20 protein-coding genes are annotated in these 25,673 nt (G+C 72.2%); 8 read left to right on the top strand and 12 right to left on the bottom strand.

Features of this window, described 5'->3' with window-relative positions:
- Positions 1–44: 44 nt before the first annotated feature.
- Complete coding sequence (locus tag ACQEXA_RS31265) at positions 45–545, bottom strand: SCO4402 family protein (protein WP_432929320.1); 501 nt, start codon at positions 543–545, stop codon at positions 45–47.
- 116 nt (positions 546–661) lie between these two features.
- Here ACQEXA_RS31265 and ACQEXA_RS31260 point away from each other — a divergent pair, with 116 nt between their 5' ends.
- Positions 662–1,984: an ABC transporter substrate-binding protein gene (locus ACQEXA_RS31260; protein ID WP_433131710.1), complete on the top strand. Its 1,323-nt coding sequence runs from the start codon at positions 662–664 to the stop codon at positions 1,982–1,984.
- A gap of 98 nt (positions 1,985–2,082) precedes the next feature.
- Here the strand turns inward: ACQEXA_RS31260 and ACQEXA_RS31255 are convergent, their stop codons facing one another.
- Both ACQEXA_RS31255 and ACQEXA_RS31250 read right to left on the bottom strand, forming a co-directional pair.
- A complete protein-coding gene (locus ACQEXA_RS31255) occupies positions 2,083–3,738 on the bottom strand; it encodes a hypothetical protein (protein WP_433131709.1) in 1,656 nt (551 codons plus the stop codon).
- Between the two features lie 373 nt (positions 3,739–4,111).
- On the bottom strand, positions 4,112–5,497 hold the full coding sequence (locus ACQEXA_RS31250) for a transcriptional regulator (protein WP_433131707.1): 1,386 nt from the start codon (positions 5,495–5,497) through the stop codon (positions 4,112–4,114).
- Positions 5,498–5,901: 404 nt separating this feature from the next.
- Here ACQEXA_RS31250 and ACQEXA_RS31245 point away from each other — a divergent pair, with 404 nt between their 5' ends.
- From ACQEXA_RS31245 to ACQEXA_RS31230, 4 genes are all read left to right on the top strand, one after another.
- Positions 5,902–6,555: a bifunctional DNA primase/polymerase gene (locus tag ACQEXA_RS31245; protein WP_433134659.1), complete on the top strand. Its 654-nt coding sequence runs from the start codon at positions 5,902–5,904 to the stop codon at positions 6,553–6,555.
- A gap of 122 nt (positions 6,556–6,677) precedes the next feature.
- Positions 6,678–7,469: an ABC transporter ATP-binding protein gene (locus ACQEXA_RS31240; protein ID WP_432929328.1), complete on the top strand. Its 792-nt coding sequence runs from the start codon at positions 6,678–6,680 to the stop codon at positions 7,467–7,469.
- Positions 7,466–9,058, top strand: a complete 1,593-nt coding sequence (locus ACQEXA_RS31235; RefSeq protein ID WP_432929330.1) for a transporter — start codon at positions 7,466–7,468, stop codon at positions 9,056–9,058. The genes ACQEXA_RS31240 and ACQEXA_RS31235 overlap by 4 nt, the downstream gene beginning before the upstream one ends.
- Positions 9,059–9,224: 166 nt before the next feature.
- A complete protein-coding gene (locus tag ACQEXA_RS31230; protein WP_432929332.1) occupies positions 9,225–10,610 on the top strand; it encodes a PAS domain-containing protein in 1,386 nt (461 codons plus the stop codon).
- A gap of 37 nt (positions 10,611–10,647) precedes the next feature.
- On the opposite strand, the gene ACQEXA_RS31225 is transcribed toward ACQEXA_RS31230, so the two are convergent.
- Positions 10,648–11,433, bottom strand: a complete 786-nt coding sequence (locus ACQEXA_RS31225) for an SIS domain-containing protein (RefSeq protein WP_432929334.1) — start codon at positions 11,431–11,433, stop codon at positions 10,648–10,650.
- A gap of 317 nt (positions 11,434–11,750) precedes the next feature.
- On the opposite strand from ACQEXA_RS31225, the gene ACQEXA_RS31220 reads away from it, so the two are divergent.
- Positions 11,751–12,443 carry a metal-dependent transcriptional regulator gene (locus tag ACQEXA_RS31220; RefSeq protein WP_432929335.1) on the top strand — a complete coding sequence of 231 codons (693 nt, stop codon included), beginning with the start codon at positions 11,751–11,753 and terminating at the stop codon, positions 12,441–12,443.
- Between the two features lie 750 nt (positions 12,444–13,193).
- Positions 13,194–14,054 (top strand): alpha/beta fold hydrolase, encoded by an 861-nt coding sequence (locus tag ACQEXA_RS31215; RefSeq protein WP_432929337.1) that lies wholly within the window; start codon positions 13,194–13,196, stop codon positions 14,052–14,054.
- Between the two features lie 335 nt (positions 14,055–14,389).
- Here ACQEXA_RS31215 and pdxH read toward each other — a convergent pair whose 3' ends face one another.
- A complete protein-coding gene (pdxH, locus tag ACQEXA_RS31210) occupies positions 14,390–15,028 on the bottom strand; it encodes a pyridoxamine 5'-phosphate oxidase (protein ID WP_359394167.1) in 639 nt (212 codons plus the stop codon).
- Between the two features lie 500 nt (positions 15,029–15,528).
- Here pdxH and ACQEXA_RS31205 point away from each other — a divergent pair, with 500 nt between their 5' ends.
- Positions 15,529–16,629: a citrate synthase 2 gene (locus ACQEXA_RS31205; RefSeq protein ID WP_433131705.1), complete on the top strand. Its 1,101-nt coding sequence runs from the start codon at positions 15,529–15,531 to the stop codon at positions 16,627–16,629.
- 109 nt (positions 16,630–16,738) lie between these two features.
- Here ACQEXA_RS31205 and ACQEXA_RS31200 read toward each other — a convergent pair whose 3' ends face one another.
- From ACQEXA_RS31200 to ACQEXA_RS31170, 7 genes are all read right to left on the bottom strand, one after another.
- Positions 16,739–17,755: an isopenicillin N synthase family dioxygenase gene (locus ACQEXA_RS31200; protein WP_432929339.1), complete on the bottom strand. Its 1,017-nt coding sequence runs from the start codon at positions 17,753–17,755 to the stop codon at positions 16,739–16,741.
- A 235-nt stretch (positions 17,756–17,990) separates the two neighbouring features.
- Positions 17,991–18,593 (bottom strand): TetR/AcrR family transcriptional regulator, encoded by a 603-nt coding sequence (locus ACQEXA_RS31195; RefSeq protein ID WP_432929341.1) that lies wholly within the window; start codon positions 18,591–18,593, stop codon positions 17,991–17,993.
- Between the two features lie 37 nt (positions 18,594–18,630).
- Positions 18,631–19,368: an enoyl-CoA hydratase family protein gene (locus tag ACQEXA_RS31190; protein WP_433131703.1), complete on the bottom strand. Its 738-nt coding sequence runs from the start codon at positions 19,366–19,368 to the stop codon at positions 18,631–18,633.
- Entirely contained in the window at positions 19,365–20,930 is a 1,566-nt protein-coding gene (locus tag ACQEXA_RS31185; RefSeq protein ID WP_433131701.1) for a 4-coumarate--CoA ligase family protein, read from the bottom strand. Before ACQEXA_RS31185 ends, ACQEXA_RS31190 begins: the two co-directional genes overlap by 4 nt.
- A 27-nt stretch (positions 20,931–20,957) precedes the next feature.
- On the bottom strand, positions 20,958–22,121 hold the full coding sequence (locus ACQEXA_RS31180) for an acyl-CoA dehydrogenase family protein (protein WP_432929347.1): 1,164 nt from the start codon (positions 22,119–22,121) through the stop codon (positions 20,958–20,960).
- 82 nt (positions 22,122–22,203) lie between these two features.
- A complete protein-coding gene (locus tag ACQEXA_RS31175; RefSeq protein ID WP_433131699.1) occupies positions 22,204–24,066 on the bottom strand; it encodes an acetyl/propionyl/methylcrotonyl-CoA carboxylase subunit alpha in 1,863 nt (620 codons plus the stop codon).
- A 5-nt stretch (positions 24,067–24,071) separates the two neighbouring features.
- Positions 24,072–25,670, bottom strand: a complete 1,599-nt coding sequence (locus tag ACQEXA_RS31170) for an acyl-CoA carboxylase subunit beta (RefSeq protein ID WP_433131697.1) — start codon at positions 25,668–25,670, stop codon at positions 24,072–24,074.
- Between the last annotated feature and the right edge of the window lie 3 nt (positions 25,671–25,673).

Genomic DNA, 25,673 nt, shown 5'->3' with positions numbered 1-25,673 from the left:
CTGCACGGGGCGACGTTCCGCCACCCGGACCGCGCGGCGACGGACTAGGCGGACCGGGTGAGGATCCGCAGCACCTCGAGCGTCCGTGGCGGCGCGTCGGGGTCCTCACCGTCGCTCGTCGCGAGCCGTACATGGGCGTCGCGAGCCGCCCGCACCGCCTCCGGCCACCCGTGGTGGTCCATGTAGGCCTGGACCGGCGCGTCCGGGCCGACCTGGTGCATGATCCGCAGCACCCGCAGCACGGCCGTGTCCACGAGCGCCGCCTCCTGCGAGTCGCGGAAGATCGTGCCGACGTATTTGTCGGCGGACCAGTTGTCCAGCCAGGTGTCCTCGACCAGGCGGTACACGGCGTCCGTGACGTCGCCGTACCCCTCGGTACCGGCGAGCCACACGTCCCGCTGGAACGCCTGGTCGGAAAGCATGTGCAGCGCCGAGCGCACATTGCTGCGCCAGCGCCACCACGGCATGTCATTCAGGGGCATGTCGCCCATGGTGGAGTAGCGACGGCCACGACGGGAAGAGTTCTCCGAACCTTGCACGGTCATCGATCGTACGTTCCCTGTGAAAACCGGATCATCGGCCCCCTCAATTCACTCCTACGACACCTGTCGTTGACCACCGTGCATACACCGGTTAGTGATGTGGCGGAATCGTGCACGCCATGACCGGCAGTCGACGCACCAGTTCCTCCCCCACCAGCCCGGGCGCCGTCCGAAAAGCGGGCAGCCGCCGCGTCCGGAACGCCCTGCTCTCCGCGGGCGCGATGGTGGCCTGTGCGTCGATGGCCGCCGCCTGCGGCATCGTCCCAGGTACCACGGGGGGTTCCGGGGACTCCATCACCGTCATGACCTGGGCGCCCCAGGACACCTCCGCGACCAACAAGCCGGGCATGCCGGCGATGGCGCGGGCCTACGCGCGCTGGATCAACTCGCACGGCGGGCTCAACGGGCACAAGCTCAACGTGCTCACCTGCAACGACCACAACGACTACGTCAGCGCCGCGAAGTGCGCGCGGATCGCCGTCAAGAGGAAGGTCGTCGCGGTCGTCGGCTCCTACAGCCAGTTCGCGTCCTCCTTCCTCTCACCGCTGGAGTCGGCGGGCATCCCCTACATAGGCGGGTACGGCCTGACCGACGACGAGTTCAAGAGCGTGCTCTCCTACCCCGTCAACGGTGGTCAGCCGGCACTGCTGGCGGGCCTGGGCGAGGAGCTGGGCAGGAACTGCGGGGGCGTCGCCCTGGTCCGCCCGGACACCGTCGCCGGCGACCAGCTCCCGGTGCTGCTCGACGCCGGGCTCACGGCGGGCAACCACTCGTCCGCCGCCGACGTGCGCGCCGCCGAGGACGCCACCTCGTTCGACGCCCAGGCCCAGCAGGCGCTGCAGAAGGCGACCACGGACCCGCAGAAGAAGGGGTGCGTGGTGCCCTCGCTCGACGAGCGCACCGGCACCTTCATGGACTCCTTCCGCCGCCTGAGCACGGAGTACCCCGCGGTGCGCACCGGCTCGGTGCTCGGCAGTGTCGACCAGTCGATCATCAACCAGTCGGGCGGCGCCTCGAGCCCCTACGAAGGGGCGTATATCACCGGCTGGTATCCGGAGGCGACGGACCCGCATTGGGATCCGATGAAGAAGGTCATCCGCGAGGAGGCCTTCGGTGACAACCGGATCGACCCGGCGGACGCGGGCGTGCAGACCACCTGGATCGCGTACACGGTCCTGAAGAAGGTCGTCGAGTCGCTCGGCGGCGGCGAGGTGACCGCGAGCACCATCCGCTCGGCCCTCGACAACGGCCTCCAGGTCGACACGGGCGGCCTCACGCCGCCTCTGCGCTGGCGCTTCCAGGACCTGACCGCGGTCATCGACTACCCGCGTCTGATCAACTCCGACGTGACCCTCCAGGTGGTGCGCCAGGGGCAGCTGGTGGCGGCGACCAAGGGCTTCGTGAACGTGTCGAAGACGCTGGAGAGCACCGCGCTCCAGTAGGGCACACGGGCCCTGGGCCCGGACAGGACGGTCACAGTGTCACCGGGTGTGCGCCGCCGCGGTGCCGAACGGCTCCGGAGCGGCGCACACCGCTGTGTTCACAGCTGGGTCGGCTGGCGCTGGGTCAGGCCGTACTTCTGGGCGATGGCGTTCCACAGCCGCGCGGCCTTCGTCTTCTCGGCGCTGGCCGTGCCGCTGTCCCGGTTGCCCGCCCCCGTCTGCCCGGTGGAGCGCGCCTGCCCCCTCTTGCAGCCCTTCTTGTTGGCCGCGACCTGGTCGGCCCAGGCGGCGTAGTGGGTGTCGGCGGACGCGGAGGCCTTCCAGGCGTTGGTGAGCGCCGTGGTCAGCTCGCCGTGGTTCGGGAGCTTGTCGACCGCGAGCCCGGACAGCCGGGTGACCAGGCCGCTCCGCTGCTGGGCCGCGTTGCGCAGGTCGGTGGCCGCCTGGCCGAGGTTCTGGCAGACCTTGACCTCGGCCACCGCCTTGATCACGGAGCCGCGGCTGTTGCCGCTGTCGGCGAGGAGCTTGTCCAGCGCCGCGGCCTGCTGCTTGGCGGCGTCGCCGGACCCCGGCTCCGAGGCGTTCGCGGCCGGGCCGGTCGCCGAGACGTTCTTGCTGTTGTCGCTCTTGGGGTCGTCACCCCCGCCGCTGAGCAGGGCGCCCGCTCCGATGCCGAGGACGACGATGCCCACGCCCACGGCCGCGATGACCGCGTTGCGCGGGCGGCCACGACCACCGTCGTCGCGCCGTCCGGCCGCCCGGGTACCGGGGACGCCGGGCCCGTCCGGGGCGTCGAACCGGGGCAGATACTGGGTGGCGGGCGCGGCGCCGTCGTGGCGGAAGAGGTTGTCGAACTCCGCCGGCGTCTGCCGGTCGCCGTCGGGCGGCATCCCGTACGGCACGGGACCCGGCTGCCCGGGCACGGGCGGGAGGTACTGCGTGGCCTGCGCGTCGGGACCGGCGGCGGGCGGCATCGGACCGGCGGCCGGGGAGCCCCCGGTCCGGCCGAGGAACCGCGTCGCGTCGTCCGCGGGCATCTCCGTCGGGAGCGCTCCCGGCCCGACCGGAGGTATGTACTGGGTCGCCGCCTCCTGGGCGGCGACGGGCGGGAGGTACTGCGTGGCCTGCGCGTCACCGGTGGCGGGCACCGGCGGGATGTACTGCGTGGCGCCCTCGTCGGCGGGCGGCAGCGGTGCGGCGTGTGCGCCCTGCTGGAGGTGATGTGCGCCCCCGGGCGCACCGTGTCCGTCCACACCGTACGACGACGGCTGCGCGCCCTCGGGCGGCAGCGGACCCGCACCCGCGCCCATCGGGGCGTGCGGCGGCATCGGCTGCCCCAGCGCCGCGTGCGACTCGTGGGGGGCGGGGGCCCCGCCCCAGCCCGACTGCGGATCCGAGGACTCCCAGGAGGGCTGTGCGCCCGGGGAGTCCCACGCCGGTGCGGGCGCGGCCCCGGGCTGCTGGTGCTCACCCCAGTGCTGCCCGGCGTCGCCGCCCCAGCCCTGACCGGGCTGCGGTGTCTCGGACTGCTGGCCGGGACCCCACGGCTGACCCCAGGCCTGACCTGTCATGGGCGCGCCCTGACCGCCGGCGCCGCCCACCGGGGCGGCACCATGGCCGCCCGCCGGAACCGCGGAACCGTTCGCCCCGCCCGCCTGGCTCGGCAGCAGGGGCTCGCCGCCGTCGGAAGGCAGCACGATGCCTTCGCGCGCGGTCCGCGCCGAGGGCTCCTCACCCTGTCCACTCTGCGTCACCGGGACTCCTACGAATGGGGGACTTTCGGAATCGTCGGCTCACGCTACCGGGTCCCCACAAGCTGGTGCCACGCAGCACAGGGCCTGACCTCGTACCCATGTGACCGTCGTAACAAAACCGCGTCGCCAGGCGCTGTTTACGTCACCCCTCGGACCCTCACTTCTCGATCACCTGGCGTTTCCCGGGCCTTCACACCAGGGCGGCCACCCCGTAAGGAGGGTTCACGTCCCGATCACGGGGGCCGCCCGGGCGATCGGGAGCGACGGCCGGCGACCGCGCCGCGTCACCTCATCGCGGATCTCCCGGGCCGGGGCGAAGACCCTTGCCGGCACCTCCCGCCCCGCACCCCCGACGGCACCCGGCGCGATGCCCCTACGCCGCGGCCGCCAGATCCAGCCGTGCCCCGAACTCCCGCACCACGGCCTCCTCCTGGAACGGCTCCAGCCGCTGCTGGAGGTCCTCCAGATACTCGGACCCGCGATTCGAGCGCAGCGTGCCGAGCAGTTCCACGGCCTTCAGACCGGTGTGGCAGGCCTGTTCCACCTCGCGCTGCTGCACCTGCGCAGTGGCGAGCAGCACATAGCCGATCGCCCGGCGCCGGGCCCGCGACTCGGGGTGCCCCGCGAGGGACTCCTCCGCCCGCCGCGCAGCAGCCTCGGCCTGCCCGAGGTCGCGGTGGCAGTGCGCCAGCTCGTCCGCCAGATAGGCCTGGTCGAAGTGGGCGATCCACACCGGGTCGTCCCCGGACGCCGCGCCGGCCGCCTCGAGCGCCGCGACCGCGCGCCCGGAAGCGAACTGGGCGGCGCGCACGTCGCCCAGCAGCGCGTGCCCCCGCGCCTCGGCGGCGTGGAACATCGCCTCCGCCCGCGGCGTCACCCGCCCACGCGTTCCCTCCTGGGCCGCGCGCGCCAACTGCGCGATCTCCCGCGGGTTTCCGAGCTGCGCCGCGAGATGGCTCATGGAGGCGGCCAGCACATAGCCGCCGTACCCGCGGTCCCCCGCCGCCTGGGCGAGGCGCAACGCCTGGATGTAGTACCGCTGGGCGAGCCCCGGCTGCCCGGTGTCGATGGCCATGTATCCCGCGAGTTCCGTCAACCGGGCCACGGCTGCGAAGAGTTCGCGACCCACGGCGTCCCGGTAGGAGCCGGCAAGCAGGCCGGACACGACGCTGTTGAGGTAGTGCACGACGACCGGCCGCACATGTCCGCTGCCGAACTGGTGGTCCAGCTCGACCAGTGCCTGGGTCATCGCGCGCACCGCGGCCACGTCCGAGGGTCCCACCCGGGGCCCTGCCGAGCGCGACACCTGCGAATCCGGCGCGGAGATCAGCCAGTCCCGGCTCGGCTCGACGAGCGCGGACGCGGCGACCGAGGATCCGGACAGGAAGTCCCGGCGGCCGACGTCGCTGCGCCACAGCTCGCAGACCTGCTCGATGGCGCCGAGCACCGTCGGCGAGAACTGCAGGCCCACGCCCGAGGCGAGGTTCTTGCCGTTGGCCATCCCGATCTCGTCGATCGTGACCGTACGCCCCAGCTTGCGGCCGAGCGCCTCGGCGATGATCGCCGGCGCCCGGCCCCTCGGCTGCTGACCGCGCAGCCAGCGGGCCACCGACGTCTTGTCGTAGCGCAGATCGAGACCGTGCTCCGCGCCGCACATGTTGACCCGGCGGGCGAGCCCCGCGTTCGAGCAGCCCGCTTCCTGAATGAGCGCTTGCAGCGGTTCGTTCGGCTGCCGCGCGACGAGAGGCCTTGCGGCCATGCGCACCCCCATATCCATGGCTCGGTTCGCCCGGTGACTGCGGTGACTGCTCACGCACCGAGTTGACGTGTCTTCAGCGGCCGGACTCCCGGGGACACCCTTGGTGTGCACCGAAAAGATCCGGTCTTGAAGATCGATGCCCAACGGACATACCTCTGATGCGAGACATGCGCGGATTGCCGGGGTAAAGCCTGATGCCGTGCCCCTCACCTGACTACCCGGCCCCCGTCGCCGTTCCTCTTGCGCGCCCCCGACCGTGCACCCGTGCGCCCCGCCGCCGGGAACGGTGCTCCTCCCCGCGCATGTAGGGCGAAAAGGGCATGCCCAAAAACCGCCCCCGACCCGGACGGTCGCACCGCGCGAGCGGGGCGTAACCCCGCGTGACCGCTAGAGTTGAGCTCATCGTGGAAGAGACCATCGCGGGCCCCGAAACTGCCCACATCCCGAAGCAGCGCGGCGATTCGCTCCTGGAAGCCGCCGTACGTTACGCCGAGGAACGCCACTGGGACGTGTTCCCCGGGACCTGGCTCGAAGCCGTGGACGGGATGCAGCACTGCTCCTGCGGTCGGTCCGCGTGCCCCGTGCCCGGTGCGCATCCGGCTCGCGACGACTGGGCGACACAGGCGAGCGGCAGCGCGGCCGTCGCGCGCCGTCTGTGGACCATGCGGCCGACGGCGTCGATCCTGCTGCCCACCGGGCGCACCTTCGACGCCGTCGACGTCCCGGAGACCGCCGGCTTCCTCGCCCTCGCGCGCATGGAGCGAATGGAGCTGACGCTCGGACCGGTGGCCCTGACCCCGGACCGGCGCATGCAGTTCTTCGTGCTGCCCGGCGCCTCGGCGAAGGTCCCCCACCTGGTGCGGAACCTGGGCTGGTCGCCCTCCTCGCTCGACCTGCTGACGCTCGGCGAGGGGGCGTACGTGGCCGCACCGCCCACGCGGTACGGGTCGCGGGGTGCCGTGCAGTGGGTCTGCCGGCCGACGCCCGCGAACCGGTGGCTGCCGGATGCGGAGGAGTTGATCTCGCCACTCGCGTACGCCTGCGGCCGGGAGCGGTAGCCGACCGCGGGCGCCGGCCGCGTGACGGATGGCGTCCGGCGGCCGTGCCGTGGGGTTCTCCGTTGCCGCTCATGCGGTTCCCCGCGCCCCGCTCGGTGCACTGCTCCCCCTAAGGTGCTCGTATGACCGAGGGAGCAGGGGCGGTTGTGGCCGCCGTACGGGTGCAGGGGCTCTGGAAGCGGTTCGGGGAGCAGGTAGCCGTCGCCGGCATCGACCTCGAGCTGCCCGCCGGGCGGTTCATCGGGCTGGTCGGCCCGAACGGGGCCGGGAAGACCACCACCCTGTCCATGGTCACCGGACTGCTGCGGCCCGACCAGGGCACCGTCGAGGTGGTCGGGCACGACGTGTGGCGCGACCCGGTGGCGGTGAAGGCGCGCATCGGCGTCCTCCCCGAGGGTCTGCGCCTCTTCGAACGCCTCTCCGGCCGGGAACTGCTCGGCTACATGGGCCGGTTGCGCGGTCTGCCCGGCGCCGAGGTCGACAAGCGGGCCACCCAGCTCCTCGACGTCCTCGACCTGGCCGGCGCCCAGCACAAGCTCGTGGTCGACTACTCGACCGGCATGCGCAAGAAGATCGGGCTCGCCGTCGCGCTGCTCCACAATCCAGAGGTCCTCTTCCTCGACGAGCCGTTCGAGGGCGTCGACCCGGTGTCCGCCCAGACCATCCGCGGTGTCCTGGAGCGCTACACGGCCTCCGGCGCCACCGTCGTCTTCTCCTCCCACGTCATGGAGCTGGTCGAGTCGCTGTGCGACTGGGTGGCGGTCATGGCCGCGGGACGCATCCGCGCACACGGTCCGCTCGCCGACGTACGCGGCGAGGCGCCCACCCTGCAGCAGGCCTTCCTGGAACTGGTCGGCGCGCACGGCCGCACCGCCGGCGCCGACCTCGACTGGCTCGGCGGCGGCGCCCGATGACCGCTCCCGGCCTGACCCCCACCGTCGTACGGCTCAAGCTGTCCCTGCTGCGCAACGGACTGCGGCAGTCCGCCGGACGCAGGGCCGCCTACGTGACGTCCGTCGTCTTCGTGCTCCTGATCGCCGCCCTGCAGCTGATCGGCCTGATCGCTCTGCGCGGCAACGCGCACGCCGCCACCATCGCGGTGCTGCTGACCGAGATCCTGGCGCTCGGCTGGGCGGTGATGCCGCTGTTCTTCCCGAGCGGCGACGAGACGCTCGACCCCACCCGCCTGGTGATGCTCCCGCTGCGCCCGCAGCCTCTCGTACGGGCTCTGCTCACGGCCTCCTTGGTCGGTCTCGGTCCCCTCTTCACCCTCTGCCTGTTCGTCGGCGCGGTGATCTCGATGGCGCACGGAGCCGCCGCGTACGGCACCGCCGTGGTCGCCGTCGTCCTGGCACTGCTCGTCTGCGTGGCGCTCGCCCGCGCCGTCGCCGCCGCCAACATCCGGCTGCTGACCAGCCGCAAGGGCCGCGATCTTGCCGTGCTCAGCGGGCTCGTCGTCGCGGTCGGCGCGCAGCTCGTCAACTTCGGTGCCCAGCGGCTCGGTTCGGCGGGGCTGTCCCCGCTGGACCCGGTGGGCGAGGTATTGCGCTGGGTACCGCCCGCGTCCGCCCTCGGTGCCGTGGACTCCGCGAGCCGCGGTTCGTACGGCACAGCCTTCGCCCAACTCGCGCTGAGCGCGGCGGCCCTGGCCGGGCTGCTGACCCTGTGGTCGCGCAGCCTGACGAAGCTGATGACCTCGCCGGACCAGTCCACGCTCCAGGCCGCCGAACCGAGCGCCCGGGAGCGCACCTCGACGGGCCTGTCCCGGCTGCTGCCCGCGGGCCGCACCGGCACGGTGATGGAGCGCAGCCTGCGGTATGTGTGGCGCGATCCCAAGACCAAGGCGGCATGGGTGACCTCGCTCGCGATCGGGCTGATCGTCCCCGCCTTCAACGCCCTCCAGGGCACCGGCTCCATCTACTTCGCCTGCTTCGCGGCCGGGATGCTCGGCATCCAGATGTACAACCAGTTCGGGCAGGACACGTCCGCGTTCTGGATGGTCGCGACGACGATCTCCTCCCCTCGGGACGCCTACGCCGAACTGCGCGGCCGGGCGCAGGCGCTGCTGCTGATCACGCTGCCCTACGCCACCTTCGTCACCGTCGTGACGACCGCGCTGCTCGGCGCCTGGCCGAAGCTGCCCGAGGTGCTCGGTCTCTCCTTCGCGCTGCTCGGCGCGATGCTGGCCACCGGTGCCTGGACCTCGGCCCGCTTCCCCTACTCCATTCCGCAGGAGGGCTACAAGAACGTGGTCCCCGGCCAGGCGGGACTCGCCTGGATCTCCATCTTCGGCGGCATGATCTCGGCCGCTCTGCTGTCCGCGCCCGTCATCACGGCGACGATCTGGCTGAACGTCGCCTCGGGCGGCGACGCGTGGACCTGGCTGCTGCTGCCGGCGGGCGCCGCGTACGGCGCGCTAATCGCCCTGCTCGGCCTGCGCCTCGCGGCGCCGCGCACGGCCCGACGCCTGCCGGAGATCCTGACGGCGGTCAGCAAGGGGTAGGCCGGCACCCTCCGGTGCGGCGGCCGGGGGAGAAAACCGGGCGCAACGATTTCCCCCAATCTTTCCGGAAGCAGATGTGTGCTGTGTCACGTTCGAGTTGAATGATGGCGAGTGAGCGGAAGAACGCGCCGTACGCGCGGACGCAGCAGCCTGCAGGGGGGTCCAGGTGAGTGCTTCCCGGCGTAGTGGGACGACGGACGAGCTGGGACCGGGTGAGCCCGAGCGGGACGGTTCGGATCTTCTCGCCGCGCTCCTCGACGGCATGGACGCGGCTCTGTGTGCCCTGGACGCCGACGGCGTCGTGACCCACTGGAACCGGGAGGCCGAGCGGATCCTCGGATGGTCCGCGGCCGAAGCGGTGGGGCGGCGCGGATTCGCCGGATGGGCCGTGCGCACCGCCGACGCCGCCGAGGTCGAGGCGCGGCTGATGTCCGCGATGGACGCACCCGGGCGCCAGGTGCACGAGTTCGCACTGCTGACCAAGGAGGGCGGGCGGGTGCTCGTCCGGACCCAGTCTGCGGCGGTGCGCGGACCCGACGGGAAACCCGCCGGGGTCTACTGCGCCTTCAGCGAGGTCCATGCGCAGATCGACCTGGAGCGGTCCATCGCGCTGAGCGAGGCCCTGTTCGAGGACGCGAGCTGGGGGGTCGTGCTCGTCGACGCGGACCTGCGGCCGGCCGTCGTCAACGCCCACGCCGCCCGGGCCCTCGGCATCGGGCGGACCGCCGTGCTCGGCCGTCCGCTCGGCGATCTGCTCTCCCAGGGGGTCGAGGAGCTGGAGAGCGCGCTGACCCATGTGCTCGCCGAGGGGGCCCCGCCCGCTCCCGCCGAGCTGTGGGTGAGCGTCCGGACCGCCGACGGCGAGAAGCGGCGGTGCTGGCGCAGCGGGTTCCTGCGGCTGTCCTCACCGCTCGCGGAGGAACCGGTTCCGCTGGGCGTGGGGTGGCTCTTCCAGGACATCACCGAGGCCAAACAGACCGAGCAGGAGGCGGCTCTGCTGCGCTTCCGCTCGAACCAGCTCCACCGCGCCGCCCGCGCGGCGGCCGAGTGCGAGGACCCTCTGGAGGGGGCCACCGTCCATCTGGACTTCGCGCTGGCCGGATTCGCCGATCACGCGCTGATCGACCGGGTCGCGGGCGGCGCCATGGCGGACGGGGAGAGTCCGGTGCGCCTGGTACGGGCCGCCGAGACGCCGTCCGGCACGCCGGGGCCCAGCGCGCTCACCGGCAAGGCGGGGCTGCCCGTGCGGTACGCCGAGGGACATCCGGCCCTGCAGTGCGTCGCGCGTACCGGATCCGTACGGGCCGGCGCGGGAGACGTGGACCCGGAGCAGGCACACCGGTGGGCACTCGACCGGCGCTGGCCCGCGGACGCGGTGCACGCGCTGTGCACGGTGCTGCGCAGCCGGGGCCGGACGCTGGGCGTGGTGACGTTCCTGCGCGCGGCGGGGCGGAGCCGGTTCGAACGGGCGGACGCGGTGTACGCGGAGAGCGTCGCGGCACGGATCGCCGCCGCGCTGGACCTCGCCGACATGGCGGCCCCGGAGGCGTAGCCGCCCTTCCGGCCCCTGCTGCCGGGGACGCGGCTGGCTACTGCCGGTAGAAGATCCGGTCGCCGTACTCCCGCATGACCCGGCCGTTCCACTCGTGGCCGCCGTCCACGTTCCCCGACCTGAGCAGGGGCGGTTCGATGCCGCGGTCCGCGAGGGCGCCCGCGGCCTGGGCCATCACCGCCTGGAGCAGGGCGGTGGTCACCACCGTGGAGGCCGGGGCGAAGGGGGCGGGGATGTTGTCGACGCTGAGCTCCGCGTCCCCCACGGGGATCTTCGAGTCGAGGACGATGTCGCAGTGGTCCTTCAGATAGGTGCCCGAGGCGTGCCGGGACTTCGTCTCCGAGGCGTACGCCACCGAGGTGACGCCGATGACCTTGACGCCGAGGGCGCGCGCGTTCGTCGCCATCTCGACGGGGAGCGCGTTGCGGCCGGACAGGGAGATGATCACCAGCAGGTCGCCGGCACGGAGCGGGCTGGAGTCGAGGACCGCGCCCGCCAGCCCGTCGACCCGCTCCAGGGCGGAGCCCAGGGTCGCCGGCATCACATCGACCCCGACGACGCCGGGGACGGCCAGCAGGTTCATCAGGGCGAGGCCGCCCGCGCGGTAGACGAGGTCCTGGGCGGCCAGCGAGGAGTGCCCGGCGCCGAAGGCGAACAGCCGGCCGCCGTCGGCGACGGTGTCCGCGATCAGGGTGCCCGCCGCCGCGATCTGCTCCGCGTCCTCGTCCCGCACCCGGCGCAGCAGCCCGATCGCCGCCTCGAAGAACCGCCCGGCCAGCTCGCTACCGCTGCGCGGCTTGCCGCCGCCCGGCTCGTCACTCATCGGCGACGCCCCTTCGAAGTCTCGGTGTCCCGTTCCCGACGGACGGCTGACGCACGGCGCACCGCCACGCACCGGCGTCCGTGACGGTCCGTGTCGCGGATCACGTTGCGGTCTGGACCAGTGCCGTGTCAATACGGTCGGTGGGCCCCCGGGACGGCCACGCTGTCCCGGGGGCGCGGCGAACCTTACGAGAGCCGTGACCCCTGGTTCGGCCGGCGCTCCACGGTTGTCAGTGCGATGCGTCAGAATTGAATCCAGGGCCAGCGCACACGCCGGTGAGCCGTCGAGCCTCCGGCAGATCTCATCGAGGGGCACGTATGTCCGGACTGATCGACACGACGGAGATGTACCTCCGCACCATCCTCGAGCTCGAGGAGGAAGGCGTGGTCCCCATGCGCGCCCGGATCGCCGAGCGGCTCGACCAGAGCGGCCCGACGGTCAGCCAGACGGTGGCCCGGATGGAGCGCGACGGACTGGTGTCGGTCGCCGCGGACCGCCACCTGGAGCTCACGGACGAGGGCCGCCGCCTGGCCACGCGCGTCATGCGCAAGCACCGTCTGGCCGAATGCCTGCTGGTCGACGTGATCGGCCTCGAGTGGGAGCAGGTGCACGCCGAGGCGTGCCGCTGGGAGCACGTGATGAGCGAGGCGGTCGAGCGCCGCGTCCTCGACCTGCTGCGCCACCCCACCGAGTCGCCCTACGGGAACCCGATCCCGGGCCTGGAGGAGCTGGGCGAGAAGGACGGAGCGAACCCGTTCCTGGACGAGGGCATGGTGTCCTTGGCCGAGCTGGACCCGGGCTCGGACGGGAAGACCGTCGTCGTACGGCGGATCGGCGAGCCCATCCAGACGGACGCACAGCTGATGTACACGCTGCGGCGCGCAGGCGTGCAGCCCGGTTCCGTGGTCAGTGTGACGGAGTCCGCGGGCGGGGTCCTGGTCGGCAGCGGCGGCGAGGCGGCCGAGCTGGAGTCCGAGATTGCATCCCACGTCTTCGTGGCCAAGCGCTAGGGCGGCGCCGTGAGGGCCCAGGGTCGCCCCTGGGCGCGCCCGGCCGCGCTCCGGCGCGGAGCCGGGGCCTCCGCAACCGCCGGAATCGACGGCTCTGGATGTCCTGATCATCCGACGATCCGTCAAGCGGTGTGACCCCTGCGCCTGCTGTGACGGCCCCGCGATCCGGCCCAAAACCAAGATTCAGTGTGCGGAATCGCAGCGCTCGCGCCGTCGGCATGCGAGGCTGTCGCATGAGGCATATGACCTGAGAGCTCTTGGCCAGCGGGTGACACCCATATCCCCTGGACAGGGAGGGGGCGGAAGGATGTGCCGCAGGCATGGGAAGGGCCCCGGCGCCCCAGGGCGCCGGGGCCTGTCCTCCCCTGTTCCGACCCGGAGCCCCGAGCTCTCAGGGTCGTCCCCCGCGGACCGTTTTTCCCCGAGCGGTCCGCCTCTCGGTGAAGATCTCCCCCCGGAATCGGCGGCCAACCCTCGAGGGAGGTCACTCGAAGGAGGGGTGTTGCCTCCAGAAGCAGCATTTTCGAATAGCCATTCGATAGCGTGGGCGTGACGGTCCCACCGGACCATCGCTGCACCGACCGGCGCGTCCCGCACCGGAGCGAGCACCAGGCACGAGCGCACCAGGACGACCACCCGGTGACAGCGGTGACCAGCAGGAGCAGCACGACAGCGGTAGCAGGACCAGCGAGTGGACCAGCCGCTCCGGGCGAGCGGGCGGTCCGGGCCGAGCAGGGGGGTGCCAAGAGGATGGTGCGGCGCATCGACGTCACCGGAGCCGGCGGCTTACGCCTCGCCGCGTGGGAGTTCGCCGACCCTCCGAAGACCGGAGAGGGCGAGGGGGCACCGGGCGTGCTGTTATTGCACGGGCTGATGGGGCGCGCCTCCCACTGGGCGTCCACAGCCCGCTGGCTCTCGGGGCGGTACCACGCCGTGGCGCTCGACCAGCGCGGCCACGGCCAGAGCGACAAGCCCCCCGAGGGGGAGTACACCCGCGAGGTCTACGTCGAGGACGCCGAGGCCGCCCTCGAACAGCTCGACCTCGCCCCGGCCGTTCTCATCGGCCATGCCATGGGCGCACTGACCGCCTGGCAGCTCGCCGCCAAGCGCCCCGATCTGGTGCGCGGCCTGATCATCTGCGACATGCGGGCCTCCGCGCTCGGCGCCGCCTCCCAGCGCGAATGGGAGAAGTGGTTCAAGTCCTGGCCCCTGCCCTTCGCCACGATCGCCGACGTCCGGAAGTGGTTCGGCGAGGACGACCCCTGGGTCGAGCGCCCGAACCGGGCCCGTGGTGAGTTCTACGCCGAGGTGATGACCGAGTCGGAGGACGGCTGGCGGCCCGTCTTCGAACCGGAGCAGATGCTGAAGTCCCGCCACACCTGGGTGTACGACGCGCACTGGGAGGAGCTGGCGCAGGTGCGCTGCCCTGCCCTGGTCGTCCGCGGCCTGGACGGCGAGCTGGGCCGCGCGGAGTCCCAGGAGATGGTGCGTGTTCTGCCCCGCGGCCGGTACGCGGAGGTCGCCGACGCCGGACACCTCGTCCACTACGACCAGCCCGAGGCCTGGCGAGCGGCCGTGGAGCCGTTCCTCGAAGAGGTTTTCCTGCCGTGACGGGCGGACATGGCGGCCGGCCGTAGGTCATCCACCGACATCCCGGAAAAACAGTTGATCCTGGCGCGATCGGTTCTTAGGGTGGCAGGTACTTCGGAAAGGAGGTGGTTCGGCAGATGTATGAATACCGGACGGAAGAGGTGACTGCGGGCTAGCGGCCCGCCGTCGTACTCGGTTCGGCGCCGGACCAGTGCATGGCACGCCCTGCGCAGCCGGCCAATCCAACGCAGTCACCCGACCCGCGAGCTCGCCGGTACGTCCGGCCGGCTCCCCCGCCGACAGGCGGAGGACCTGAGCTCGCGGGTCGTCTGCGTCTACGGGCGGCCGTCGAGGCCTCAGGGGCTCAGCCGCTCCACCCGCCACGACCCGTCCGGTTCCGCCACATAGCGGAGGCGGTCGTGGAGACGGTTCTCGCGGCCCTGCCAGAACTCGACCGTCCGGGGGGCGATACGGAAGCCGCCCCAGTTCGGCGGCACCGGGACCTGGGACCCTTCGGGGTAGCGGGCGCTCAGCTCTTCGTACGCGGTGTCGAGTCCGGTGCGGGAGGGGATCACCGAGGACTGGGCACTGGCCCAGGCCCCCAGCTGGGAGCCGTGCGGCCGGGTGCGGAAGTAGGCGGCCGTCTCGTCGCGGCCGGTGCGGCGGGCGATGCCCGTGACGATCACCTGGCGGGCCATCGGGTGCCAGGGGAAGAGCAGCGAGACATGGGGGTTGGCCGCCAGTTCGCGGGCCTTGCGGGACTCGTAGTTGGTGTAGAAGACGAAGCCCTGCTCGTCGTACCCCTTCAGCAGAACCGTGCGTGAGCTCGGGTGCCCGGCCGCGTCCGCGGTGGAGACGACCATGGCGTTCGGCTCATAGATCATCCCGGCCACCGAGGCCTGCGCCGCCTGCTTGAACCAGAGGGAGAACTGCTCCATGGGGTGGACGGCGAGGGCGGACTCGTCCATGCCCTCGGCGCGGTAGTGGGCCCGCATCTCGGCGGGATCGTGCGCCAGGTCCTCGGCGGGGGCCTGGGCCGCGGCGCGTTCGACGATGGGTTCGATCTCCGGCTCCGCGGCGGAGGATCCGGCGTCGTGGTGCGCGGTGCCTTCGGAGGCCGGATCGGCTGCGGGGCCGGGGGCGGGTTCGTCCGGGAAGCGGTCGGTCACGCCGTCATCTTGCCGTATGCCTGCGGCACTTCGGGGGGGGTGTGGTTCATCACTGCGTGGCACTCAGTGCCGCAACCTCTCCCCAAAGGTGGCACTCGGGGATATCGTGCAGATGCCGGTCGCGGTGGATGACCGCCGACCGATCGGGGCATCACCCGGGTGACCGTTTCGGACCGCGAGTCTTTCGTCAGTGACCGTGGATCCGGGACGGCAAGCTTCCCGGCAGCTGACGTCCAGCGCACGGTCCCGTCCCCTCGGCCCGTGGACGACGGCCGACGGGAATCCCACAGACCACATCCGCCGCACACATCACGAGGAGCCGCCTGATGTCCGACTTCGTACCCGGGCTCGAGGGAGTCATCGCGTTCGAGACGGAGATCGCCGAACCGGACAAGGAGGGCGGTGCCCTGCGGTACCGGGGTGTCGACATCGAAGACCTGGTCGGTCAGGTCTCGTTCGGCAACGTCTGGGGGCTGCTGGTCGACGGCGCCTTCAACCCCGGGCTGCCGCCCGCCGAGCCGTTCCCGATCCCGGTGCACTCCGGCGACATCCGGGTGGACGTGCAGTCGGCGCTCGCCATGCTCGCCCCGGTGTGGGGGCTGAAACCGCTCCTGGACATCGACGTCGAGGAGGCCCGTGACGACCTGGCGCGCGCCGCGGTCATGGCGCTCTCGTACGTCGCCCAGTCGGCACGTGGCCAGGGGCTGCCGATGGTGCCGCAGCGCGAGATCGACAAGGCGAGCTCCGTCGTGGAGCGGTTCATGATCCGCTGGCGCGGCGAGCCGGACCCGAAGCACGTCGCGGCCGTGGACGCCTACTGGACGTCGGCCGCCGAGCACGGCATGAACGCGTCCACGTTCACGGCGCGGGTCATCGCCTCGACGGGCGCGGACGTGGCCGCGGCACTGTCCGGCGCGGTCGGTGCCATGTCGGGGCCGTTGCACGGCGGTGCTCCCTCCCGTGTCCTCGGCATGATCGAGGAGATCGAGCGCACCGGTGACGCGGAGGCGTATGTGAAGCGGGCCCTGGACCAGGGCGAGCGGCTGATGGGCTTCGGTCACCGGGTGTACCGCGCCGAGGACCCGCGGGCGCGCGTGCTGCGCCGTACCGCCCGGGAACTCGGAGCCCCGCGTTTCGAGATCGCGGAGGCGCTGGAGAAGGCCGCCCTGGAGGAGCTGCACAACCGCCGCCCCGACCGTGTCCTCGCCACGAACGTGGAGTTCTGGGCGGCGATCATGCTGGACTTCGCCGAGGTCCCGGCGCACATGTTCACGTCGATGTTCACCTGTGCCCGGACGGCGGGCTGGTCGGCGCACATCCTCGAGCAGAAGCGGACGGGCCGCCTGGTGCGCCCCTCCGCCCGCTACGTGGGTCCCGGCCCGCGCGGCCCCCAGGAGATCGAGGGGTACGCGGCCATCGCGCGCTGAGCGATCGAGAAGGACCGCGAAGGGGGCGGGGCGAGCGCGGGACCGGTGCAGCCGGCCGCGCCGTCCCCGCCCCCTTCGGCCGACGGGGGCTTCGCGCTCCGCCCCGCTGTCACGCGGGGCTGAGCAGATCCGCGTGGTGGCGTTCGGCGGCCAGCGGGTGTGCCCGCAGCTTGCCCTTCAGCTCGTTGAAGCCGTACTCCGCGAACAGCGGGTTGGCCGGGTCGTCAGTGACACCGGGCGCGGTGGAGGCGTACGGGAAGGGCAGCGGTTCGATGCGGGCGTCCAGGCGCGGGTTGTAGAAGAACGGCACGGAGAACCGCTCGACGGCGCCGGGCGGGCTGACGACCCGGTGGTTGGTGGCGAGCAGATAGCCGTCGGTCGCCACTTCCAGCAGCTCGCCCAGGTTGACCACGAACGCTCCGTCGAGCGGCGGCACATCGTGGAACCGCCCGTCCGCGCGGTGCACCTGCAGTCCGCCGATCCGGTCCTGGAGCAGCAGGGTCAGGAACCCGTAGTCCTTGTGCGCACCGACGCCCTGCTCCGCGCCGTCCGAGGCGCTGCCCGGATAGCGCACGAGCTTGAGGTGGGGGTGGGCGTGGTCGCCGAAGACCGGGTCGTAGAAGCCGGCCGGTGCGCCGATCGCGGTGAGCAGTTCGTGGAGCAGCCGCCGGGCGACCCCGCTGAGCCGGTCGATCCAGGCGAGCGCGGCGGTACGCAGTTTGGGGAGGGCGGCGGGCCACTGGTTGGGGCCCTGGAGCCACCAGTACGCGGGCTCACCGGGGCCCGGGGCGCGGACAGGGCGTTCGGCGCCTATGTCGAGCTGGTCGCGCCAGTCCCGGGTACCGCCGGTGCGTTCGTCGCCGGTGCGGGTGTAGCCGCGGAAGTGGGGCGAGTTGACGTTGTCGAGGGCGAGGCGGTCGGCTTCGGGAAGCGCGAAGAAGGCGTGCATGGCGCCGAGCAGCGCGTCGGTCTCGGCCTTGGTGACTCCGTGGCCGACCAGCTGGAAGAAGCCCACGTCATGGGCGGCGCTGTGGAGCTGCGCGTGAAGCAGCGCCCGGGCCTGGGGGCCACGGTCGGCCGCGGAGAGGTCGATGATCGGAAGTTGGTCGTACGACGGTTTCGTCATGGGGGGCGTCCGCAGGGTGTACGGGGGCACGGATCGGCCGCCGGGGGTGGGGCGGCTCCTGGGTGCCACGGGGGCGGAAGAGGGGGCTGGATCAGGCAGAGCGCCGACAGCCCATGCTCGTGACGCGCACGTAGTCCACGTGCCGGCGTCGGACGAGCATCGGAAGCATGGGGCAAGAGTACTGCGGGGTACACGAGGCGTGAGTGTGGCGGTCCCCACGCATGCCGCCCTGCCCTCAGCCCAGCGCCTCCTCCAGCAGCTGCGCCCACTGGGCCACCACTCGCTCGCGGCGGGCCCCGTCGTCGGTGAGCAGGTTGGCGAGACCGAGGCCGCGGGCCATGTCGAGGAGGCCCTGGACGGTTTCGCGGACTCCGGGGCGGGATTCGTCGGCGTCGAGGAGGTCGACGGCGATGCGATGGGTCTCGCGGCCGACCCGGGCTTCCAGCTCCGTCACCCGCAGCCGCAGCTGGTCCTCGTTGGAGGCGGCCACCCACAGATGCAGAGCCGCCCGGAACAGCGGACCGGTGTACAGGTCGACGAGGGCGGCGACCACCGCGCGCCGGTCGGAGTCGGCGGCCCCCTGCGGGAACAGGGCCCGTGTCGCGGTGGAGCGCTCCTCGGCGACGTACTCGACGGCAGCCGTGAACAGGTCCTCCCGGGTCGGGAAGTGGTGCTGGGCGGCACCCCGGGAGACTCCGGCGCGTTCGGCGACGACGGAGACCGTGGAGCCCGCCCAGCCGTGTTCGGCGAGGCAGGCCACGGCGGCTTCCAGGAGCCGCTGCCGGGTGGCGCGGCTGCGGTCCTGCTTGGGGACGCGTTCGACCGTGTTCACTCCCATACCGTGCTCCCGGTCGCAGCGCCGGCACGCACCGCGTTCACACCACCCACACGGGATCCCGTCGTTCGAGGAAGGCCGTCATCCCCTCGCGGGCCTGCGGGGAGAAGAACAGCCGGGCCGAGAGCGCGGTCAGGTCGGCCGCGTCCCGGTCGAAGGTCTTCAGCACAGTAGCCGTGAGCAGCCGTTTCGTCTCGGTCAGGCCCTGGGGCGAGGCCCGGCGCAGCCCGTCGAGCATGGGCGCGAGCACCTCGTCGACGTCGTCGCTGGCCGCGGTGAGCAGCCCGGTGCGCACGGCCTCGGCGGCGTCGAAGCGTTCGCCGGTGAGGTAGTAGCGGGCGAGGGCCCGGGGGTCCGTGCGGGGCAGCAGGGGCAGGGAGATCACGGCCGGGGCGACGCCGATGCGCACCTCGGTGAAGGCGAAGTCGGCCGCGGCGGAGGCGGCCGCGATGTCGCAGGCGCCCAGCAGGCCGAGGCCGCCCGCCCGTACGTGCCCGGTGACCCGGGCGACGACGGGCTTGCTCAGCTCGACGATCTGCCGCAGCAGGGCGACCAGGGCCTCCGGGTGGGGCGGGTCCCGAAGGTCGGCGCCCGCACAGAAGGTGTTCCCGGTGTGGGTGAGGACGACGGCGCGTACCTCGCGGTCCTTGCCGCAGTGGGTGAGGGCGTCGGCGAGCGCGCCGACGAGCGAGGACGACAGGGCGTTGCGGTTGCCCGGGGAATCGAGGGTGAGGGTGGTGAGGCCCCGGTCGTTCGCCGTGCGTACGAGATCGGTCACGCGTGCTCCCTCAGCTGCCGGCGCAGGATCTTCCCGGAGACCGCCCTCGGCACTCCGTCGATGAAGGTGACGCGCCGGACCCGCTTGTAGGGGGCGACGCGTTCGGCGACGTACATCATGATCTCGCCCGCGGAGAGGTCGTCGGCGCCCGGACGGCGCACCACGAAGGCGTGCGGCACCTCGTTGTTCTCGTCGTTGTAGACACCGATGACGGCGGCGTCCACGATGCCCGGGTGGGTGAGCAGCAGGGCCTCCAGCTCGGCGGGCGCCACCTGGAAGCCCTTGTACTTGATGAGTTCCTTGACCCGGTCGACCACGAACAGCCAGCCGTCGGCGTCGACATGGCCGACGTCCCCGGTGTGCAGCCAGCCGTCCCGGTCGATCATCGCGTCGGTCGCCTCCGGCCGGCCCAGGTAGCCCTTCATCACCTGGGGGCCCCGGATGGCTATCTCGCCGGTCTCCCCGACGCCGAGGTCCTTGTCGGGGTCGTCGAGGGACAGGATGCGCATCTCGGTGCCGGCCACCAGCTTGCCGACGGTGCCGGGGGGCGCGTCGGGGGCGTCGAGGGGCACCACGTGGGTGCACGGGGACAGTTCCGTCATGCCGTAGCCCTGGCCGATGGGCGGCAGGCCGAGGCGCTCGGCGCAGGCCACCGCCAGGGTGGCGTCCAGGGGGGCCGCGGCGCTGATGATGTACTTCAGCGACGACAGGTCGTACTGCGCGACGGCCGGGTGCTTGGCGAGGGCCAGGACGATCGGCGGGGCCACGTACAGGCCGGTGATGCGCTGGTCCTGGATGGACGCCAGGAAGCTGTCCAGGTCGAAGCGCGGCAGCACGACGACGGTGGCCCCCTGCCGCAGGGGGGCGTTCATCAGGGCCGTCATGCCGTAGATGTGGAAGAAGGGCAGCACGGCGAGGATGCGCTCGCCCGGGCCTGTCCCGATGAGCGGGCGGATCTGCGCGAGGTTGGTGCCGATCTGCCGGTGGGTGAGCATCACGCCCTTGGGTATGCCCGTGGTCCCGGACGAGTACGGGAGCACGGCGACGTCCTCCACCGGGTCGATGTCGACCACCGGTTCCGGCGCGGCCGACGCCAGCATGTCGATCAGGGAGCGGTGGCCCGGCGCGCTGTCGCAGACGAAGATCTCCCGGATGCCGCCCGCGAGTTCGGCGGCGCGCCGGGCCGTCTCCAGCAGCGGGGAGACGGTGACGATCCAGCGGGCCGCGGAGTCCCGCAGTTGCTTGGCGAACTCCTCGGCCGTGGCCAGCGGGTGCACGGTCGTGACCGAGGCGCCCGCGCGCGTGGCGGCGTAGAAGGCGGCCGGGAAGGCGATGGTGTTCGGGCTGTGCAGCGCGAGCACGTCGCCCTTGCGCACGCCCGTCTCCGCGAGTGCGGCCGCGATGCGCCGGTGGAACCGGTCCAGTTGGTCGTACGTGAGGGTGGTGCCGTCCGTTCCGTCGATCAGGGCGGGCAGCTCACCGAACTCGGCGGCCCGGCCCAGGACCGTCTCGTGGATGGGGAGTTCGAGGGACGGGACGTCTGCGTACTCGCTTCGGAACACGGTTCCTCCTAGCGCGACGGGGTGCGCCTAGTACGACTTGGGCAGGCCCAGGGTCTGATGGGAGACGTAGTTGAGAATCATCTCCCGGCTCACCGGCGCAATACGAGACACGCGCGCGGCCGTAATGAGCGAGGCGAGCCCGAACTCACGCGTGAGGCCGTTGCCGCCGAGGGTGTGGACGGCCTGGTCGACCGCCTTGACGCAGGCCTCCCCGGCGGCGTACTTGGCCATGTTGGCGGCCTCTCCGGCGGCGACGTCGTCCCCCGAGTCGTAGAGGAAGGCCGCCTTCTGCATCATCAGGCGGGCCAGCTCCAGGTCGATGTGGGCCTGGGCGAGGGGGTGGGCGATCGCCTGGTGGGCGCCGATGGGCTGCTTCCAGACGGTACGGTCGCGGGCGTACTCCACGGCCCGGGAGATCGCGTAGCGGCCCATGCCGATCGCGAAGGCCGCGGTCATCACGCGCTCGGGGTTGAGGCCCGCGAACAGCTGGAGCAGTCCCGCGTCCTCGTCGCCGACGAGCGCGTCGGCGGGCAGTCTGACCTCGTCCAGGGTCAGTTCGAACTGCTTCTCCGCGCTGTTCAGTTCCATGTCGATCCGGCGCCGCCCGAAGCCGGGCGCGTCCCTGGGGACGATGAACAGGCAGGGCTTGAGCCGTCCGGTGCGGGAGTCCTCGGTGCGGCCGACGATCAGGGTCGCGTCGGCGATGTCGACGCCGGAGATGAAGACCTTGCGGCCGCTGAGGATCCAGTCTCCGTCGTCGTCACGGCGGGCGGTGGTGGTGATGCGGTGGGAGTTGGAGCCGGCGTCGGGTTCGGTGATGCCGAAGGCCATGGTGCGGCTGCCGTCCGCCAGACCGGGCAGCCACTGCTCCTTCTGGGCGGTGGTGCCGAAGCGGGCGATGACCGTGCCGCAGATCGCGGGTGAGACGACGAGCATGAGGAGGGGGCAGCCCGCGGCGCCCAGCTCCTCGAGCACGATGGAGAGTTCGGCGATACCGCCGCCACCGCCTCCGTACTCCTCCGGCAGGTTGACCCCGAGGTAGCCGAGCTTGCCCGCCTCGGACCACAGTTCGCTGGGCCGGCGGTTCTCGGCGACGACCGTGGTGAGGTAGTCGCGGCCGTAGCGCTTGCCGAGGGCGGCCACGGCCGCTCGGAGGTCTTGTTGCTCCTGAGTTTCCATGACGGCGGTCATTGCGGCTCCTCGGAAAGGTGCGGATTCGTCGTGGCTGGTCGCGCTCACGCGGCGGCGCCGCATGTCGATACGGTGCGGGCCCCTATCGGGGCGCGTCGTCCTGGACCACGGCCAGCAGCGTGCCCACGTCCACCTGCCGTCCCGGCGTCGCGTCGAGGGTCGTGACCGTCCCGGTCACCGGTGCCGTGATCTTGTGCTCCATCTTCATCGCCTCCAGCCAGAGCAGCGGCTGTCCGGCCTGTACGGCGGCGCCGACGGCCAGCCCCTCGGCGATGCGTACGACCGTGCCGGGCATGGGCGCGAGCAGGGAGCCGGGGGCGTGGTCGGCGGTGGGCTCCCGGAAGCGGGGCAGGGCCGTCAGGGCGGTGGGGCCCACATACACCTGGTCGCCGTACCGGGACACCGCGAACTTCCGCCGGACGCCGTCCGCTTCGAGGACCACGAGACGGGCGTCCGCGTGCACCACCCGCACCCCGTCGGCGGCCAGGCCCTCCCGCGTGTGCCGGTAGCGGACCTCGTGCTCCTCGCCCGCCATGAGGTAGCGCTTGACCTGCGCCTGGGACGGCAGGTTGCGCCAGCCGCCGAACCGCGAGCGGCCGTGGGCGTCGGCGAGGGCCGCGGCCAGAGGGGCGTACGGATCGGGAGCGGGCTCGGTCAGTTCGGCGAGGTGGCGGTCGTAGAAGCCCGTGTCCGTGCGGGCCGCCGTGAACTCCTCGTGGCGCAGGGAGCGCACGAGCAGGTCCCTGTTGGTCGCCGGTCCGTGGATCTCGGCCCGTTCCAGTGCGCCCGCCAGCCGGCGAATCGCCTCCGCACGTGTGGGGGCGTGGGCGACGGCCTTGGCGAGCATGGGGTCGTAGTGGACGCCGATCGCGTCGCCGTCCGCGTACCCGGTGTCCAGCCGCACGTCCGGTACGGAGAGGCGGTGCAGCGTGCCGGTCTGCGGGGCCCACGCCTGCGCCGGGTCCTCGGCGTACAGGCGGGCCTCGACGGCATGGCCGCGCGGGCGCGGCGGCTCGCTCTCGAGCGGCTCGCTCTCGAGCGCCTCGCCCTCCGCGACCCGGATCTGCAGGGCCACCAGGTCGAGGTCGTACACCGCCTCGGTGACCGGGTGCTCCACCTGGAGCCGGGTGTTCATCTCCAGGAAGTGCGCGGTGCCGTCCGCGACCAGGAACTCCACCGTGCCCGCGCCCACATAGTCGACGGCACGCGCGGCCCGCTCCGCCATGGCGCACAGGGAGTCGGTGAGTTCGGGCGAAAGGCCCGGTGCGGGGGCCTCCTCGACCACCTTCTGATGGCGGCGCTGGAGGGAGCAGTCGCGGGTGCCGAGCGCCCACACCGTGCCGTGTGCGTCGGCGAGGATCTGCACCTCGACGTGGCGCCCGCCCTCCACGTACGGCTCGACGAACACCTCGTCGTCGCCGAAGGCGCTCAGGGCCTCGGCGCGCGCGGCCGTCAGCTCGGCGTCGAGGGCGCCGAGGTCCCGTACGACGCGCATGCCCCGTCCGCCGCCGCCCGCCGCCGCTTTGACCAGGACGGGCAGGTCGTCGGCGGTGACCGTGGCCAGCGGCTCCAGGCCCATCAGCTTCTTCGCGCGGGTCTTGGAGGCCATCGCCTCGATCGCCTTCGGCGGGGGACCGATCCACACCAGGCCCGCGTCCAGCACCGCGCGGGCGAAGTCGGCGTTCTCGGACAGGAAGCCGTAGCCGGGATGCACGGCGTCGGCACCGGAGGCGAGGGCCGCCTTCACGATCAGGTCGCCGCGCAGATACGTGTCCGCGGGCGCCGCGCCCGGCAGCCGGACCGCCGCGTCGGCCACGCGCGCGTGGAGGGCGTTCGCGTCGGCGTCCGAGTGCACGGCGACGGTGCGGATGCCCAGCTCACGGCAGGTTCGGACGATACGGCAGGCGATCTCGCCGCGGTTCGCCACCAGAACGGAAGTAATCACGGGCCTCACATCCGGAAGACGCCGAAACCGCCACGCGCGCCCTCGTAGGGCGCCGTGTGGATCGCGGACAGGCACACGCCGAGGACGGTACGGGTGTCGCGGGGGTCGATGACGCCGTCGTCGTACAGCCGCCCGGACAGGAACATCGGCAGGGACTCGGACTCGATCTGCTGCTCCACCATGGCGCGCAGGGCCGCGTCCGCGTCCTCGTCGTAGGGGCGGCCGCGGTCCGCCGCGGACTGCCGGGCGACGATGGAGAGCACGCCGGCGAGCTGCTGCGGGCCCATGACCGCCGACTTGGCGCTGGGCCAGGCGAACAGGAAGCGCGGGTCGTAGGCCCGGCCGCACATGCCGTAGTGCCCGGCCCCGTACGAGGCGCCCATGAGCACGGACAGGTGCGGCACCCGGCTGTTGGACACCGCGTTGATCATCATCGCGCCGTGCTTGATGATGCCGCCCTGCTCGTACTCCTTGCCGACCATGTAGCCGGTGGTGTTGTGCAGGAACAGCAGCGGGATGTCGCGCTGGTTGGCCAGCTGGATGAACTGGGCGGCCTTCTGGGACTCCGCGCTGAAGAGCACGCCCTGGGCGTTCGCCAGGATCCCGACCGGGTAGCCGTGCAGGGCGGCCCAGCCGGTGCACAGGCTCGTCCCGTACAGCGGCTTGAACTCGTCGAAGTCGGAGCCGTCGACGATACGGGCGATGACCTCGCGCGGGTCGAAGGGCACCTTCAGATCACCGGGGACGATCCCGAGGAGTTCCTCCGCGTCGTACTTGGGCGGGGCCGCCGGGCCCGGATCGGGGTACGCCTTGCGGTGGTTGAGGCGGGCGACCACGCGCCGTGCCTGCCTCAGGGCGTCCTGCTCGTCGACGGCGAAGTAGTCCGCGAGGCCCGACACACGCGCATGCATCTCGGCACCGCCGAGGGACTCGTCGTCGCTCTCCTCGCCGGTGGCCATCTTGACGAGCGGCGGGCCGCCGAGGAAGACCTTCGCACGCTCCTTGACCATGATCACGTGGTCCGACATGCCCGGGATGTAGGCGCCGCCCGCCGTCGAGTTCCCGAAGACGACGGCGACGGTGGGGATTCCGTCGGCCGACAGCCGGGTGAGGTCGCGGAAGATGGCCCCGCCCGGGATGAAGATCTCCTTCTGGGACGGCAGGTCGGCGCCGCCCGACTCGACGAGGCTGATGCACGGCAGCCGGTTGGCGAGCGCGATGTCGTTGGCGCGCAGCGCCTTCTTCAGGCTCCACGGATTGCTGGCACCGCCGCGCACGGTCGGGTCGTTCGCGGTGATCAGGCACTCGACGCCCTCGACGACGCCGATACCGGTCACGAGCGAGGCGCTCACCGTGTACTCGCTGCCCCAGGCGGCGAGCGGGGACAGCTCCAGGAACGGTGTGTCCGGGTCGAGGAGCAGTTCGATGCGCTCGCGGGCGAGCAGCTTGCCGCGCCCCCGGTGCCGTTCGACGTACTTCTCGCCGCCGCCCGCCAGGGCCTTGGCGTGCTCGGTCTCCAGCTGGGCGAGTTTGGCGAGCAGGGCGTCGCGGTTTGCCCGGTGGTCTGGGTCGTCGACGTCCACGGCCGTGGAAAGGGCCGTCACGGG

The organism is Streptomyces sp. CA-106110, from assembly GCF_050936285.1.
Lineage (GTDB): Bacteria > Actinomycetota > Actinomycetes > Streptomycetales > Streptomycetaceae > Streptomyces.
Note: the sequence above shows the minus strand (reverse complement) of the source record. Positions and strands in the feature narration are given on the sequence as shown.